The sequence below is a fragment of the Streptomyces sp. URMC 124 genome (assembly GCF_051386455.1).
GTDB lineage: Bacteria > Actinomycetota > Actinomycetes > Streptomycetales > Streptomycetaceae > Streptomyces.
The window spans coordinates 1-2,600 of the sequence record NZ_JBPQTS010000303.1 but is presented as its reverse complement, the minus strand read 5'-3'; the positions used below and the strand labels follow the sequence as shown (position 1 = coordinate 2,600).

Below are 2,600 nucleotides of genomic sequence, written 5' to 3'. Positions count from 1 at the left end.
CCCCCCCCCCCCCCCCCCCCCCCCCCCCCCCCCCCCCCCCCCCCCCCCCCCCCCCCCCCGCGCGATATCGCGGCTCCCGAACCGGGCCGGGGGAATGCGCTGCGGTCGGTCGAGCTCTGGGTGTGCTGTGGGTGTGCTGGATGTTTTCCAAGATGTGCGTGAAGTGCCGCGCACGTGCTGCGGCGTTGCCCTGCGGGTGGTGCGACATGCTGCGTTGCGCTGTTCTCCAGGCGGTCAGCGAGCTCGGCCGCGCCGGCTCACGACGCTCCGGCCCGGGCCATCACGGCCGTCCCCTGGGCCACCTGCTGCCCGGACGCCGTGCCCCTGACCGACGTGCGCCGCCCCGAGCCGCCGGCGCCGTGGGCGCCCGCCCCGGGACCGGCCGCCGCCGGTGCTCGCCGCGGCTGCGCCGCGACGCCGTTCTGCACGTCCATCACGGCGTGCGCCACGAGCCCGCCCATCGGGTCGTGCCTGATCAGATCCCGCAGCCGGGAGCGGGAGGACCGCCCCTCGTTGCCCGGGTAGAGGTGCTTGCCGAGACCCACCGCGTGGGCCAGGGCGGCGAGCGCCGCGGTCCGCGGGTCCGGCGGGACGCCGGTGCGGATCGCGCTGTCCAGCCGGGCCCTGATCTCCCGGCTGATCGCGGTGTCCGTCGCCTGGTAGCGCGTCGTCGGCAGCACCCCGCACATCTGGCCCGCCACGGCATGCACCATGCCGCACCGCTCCAGGTGTGTGAGGTACGTCTGGCGCAGCCCCAGCCGGGGCCCGCCGATCCAGTGGACGGCGCGGACCGGACTGCCGCGGCGGCGCAGCAGTTCGAGCGCGGTGTCCAGCGTCGGATCTCCTGTCGGCCGCGGCATCACCACGGCGATACGATCCCCGTCTGGGGCTATCCGTCCAGCCAGAGCCAGCTCCACTAGCTGTGCCCCGGCGAGACCCAGGTCGAGCGACTGCGGCTGCGCCGTGGTTCCCGTGGCCGGGTCCAAAGCGAGCAGCAGAAGCTCCTCCGGAATTGTTCTGCGGCTCCTGCCCATCCATGCCTCCCCGCGTGGATGACTGACAGGGTGACCCCTCTCACATTGGTCTGTCGAGAGTGCGTGGTGGCTTCGGGTGGGAACCGGTAGGTATGTCGTCTCGTCTAGCACGACGGTGAGGCCGGTCGATCCCTTCTGGCGGTGCGGTTGCGCGGTGACGGGGCTGCGACACAGGACACTGGTAAGCGTTTGAGAAGGTTCGGGCTGCGGGGTGCGGAGCACCCCGCGGTGGCGTATCGCGTGGGAATTTCGAGGAGGCATCGGTGGCGGGCGAGTCCCCCGGCAAGTCGGAGCAGCGGAAGTCGTCGGGGGAGACGACTGGCGGCGAGCACGACCCGCGACTCGGGGTTTTCCGGGAAACCTCCGGAAAGCCGTCCGGGAAAGCTGACGCGCCCGAGAGCGCGGATGCCGCGGATGCCGCCGAAGGCGGCCGTGAAGAAGTGTCCCCGGCGTCCGGTGAGGCCGATGCGGATGCAAAGGCCGAGACCTCTGCGGAGGGCTCGGTGAAGGACTCGGCGAAGGCCGGTCCTTCTGCGGGTCCCTCCGCGGGTCCTTCCGCCGGCGCCTCCGCTGGTCCTTCCGCCGGGCGTGACGCCCGCCTGAAGGCCGCCGTGGCGGCATGGGTGGCCGGCACGGATGAGGACGAGGACGAGGCGGGGGAAGGCTCCGAGGCGAAGCCCGCAGCCTCCGGCGAGGGCGAGGACGCGAAGGCCTCGCGCGAGGGCGCCTCCTCGAAGGCCCCTGCCGCCGGGCGGCCCGCGAGCGGTTCGCCGTCCGGCAAGGCGGCGAGCGAGGACTCCGCGCCCGTCGACCGGGAGACGGCCGTTTTCGGCACGCTCCGGCCGAAGGCCGGCACGAAGCCCGCATCCGGCGAGGACAAGGACACGTCCTCGGAGGACAAGGACACGTCCTCGCCGCGTGACGGCGCCGCCTCGAAGCCCGAGGGCTCCGCGCCTGCCGACCAGGCGACCGCCGTCTTCCGTACCGTCCGGCCGAAGGCCGGCGCCCCCGCCGCCGGCGGCAAGGACGCCGAGCGGTCCGCGAACGGTGCCCCGTCCGGCAAGGACAAGGCCGAGGGCGCGGACGAGCCCAAGGCCAAGGCCAAGGGCGGCGAGGGCTCCGCGCCCGTCGACCAGGCGACCGCCGTCTTCCGTACCGTCCGGCCCAAGGCCGGCGCTCCCGCCGCCGGCGGCAAGGCGCCCGAGTCCGACAGCCAGGCGACCGCCCTGCTCAAGGCTCCCGCCGTCGACGCGCCCGCCCGCAAGGACGGCGCCGCCAAGGACGGTGCTGCCAAGGGTGGTGCCGCCAAGAAGGACGGTGCTGCCAAGGGCGGGGACTCCGACTCCGAGCGCACCAGCCAGTTCGTGCCGCTGAAGTCACTCGAAGACGCCGCCGCCAAGCCGGCCGCGCCCGCCAAGGACGGCGCCAAGGCTCCGGCCAAGGCCGCCCCCGCGCAGGGCCCCGCGAAGGCCCCGGCCAAGGCTCCGGCCAAGGCCGCACCCAAGGTCCCCGCGCCCGCGCCCGCCCCCGCCACCGGCCCCCGGATCGACGCGGAGGGCCTCGCCG

The 2,600-nt window shown here is 74.6% G+C and carries 1 protein-coding gene and 1 pseudogene; one reads left to right on the top strand and one right to left on the bottom strand.

All coding sequences use genetic code 11. The features are described 5' to 3' along the window. Positions 1–257: 257 nt before the first annotated feature. On the bottom strand, positions 258–1,034 hold the full coding sequence (locus ACSNOG_RS32485; protein ID WP_436756295.1) for a GOLPH3/VPS74 family protein: 777 nt from the start codon (positions 1,032–1,034) through the stop codon (positions 258–260). A 623-nt stretch (positions 1,035–1,657) separates the two neighbouring features. Between ACSNOG_RS32485 and ACSNOG_RS32480 the strand changes: the two are divergent. Next, positions 1,658–2,600 (top strand): annotated as a pseudogene (locus tag ACSNOG_RS32480) (hypothetical protein); the annotation flags it as partial.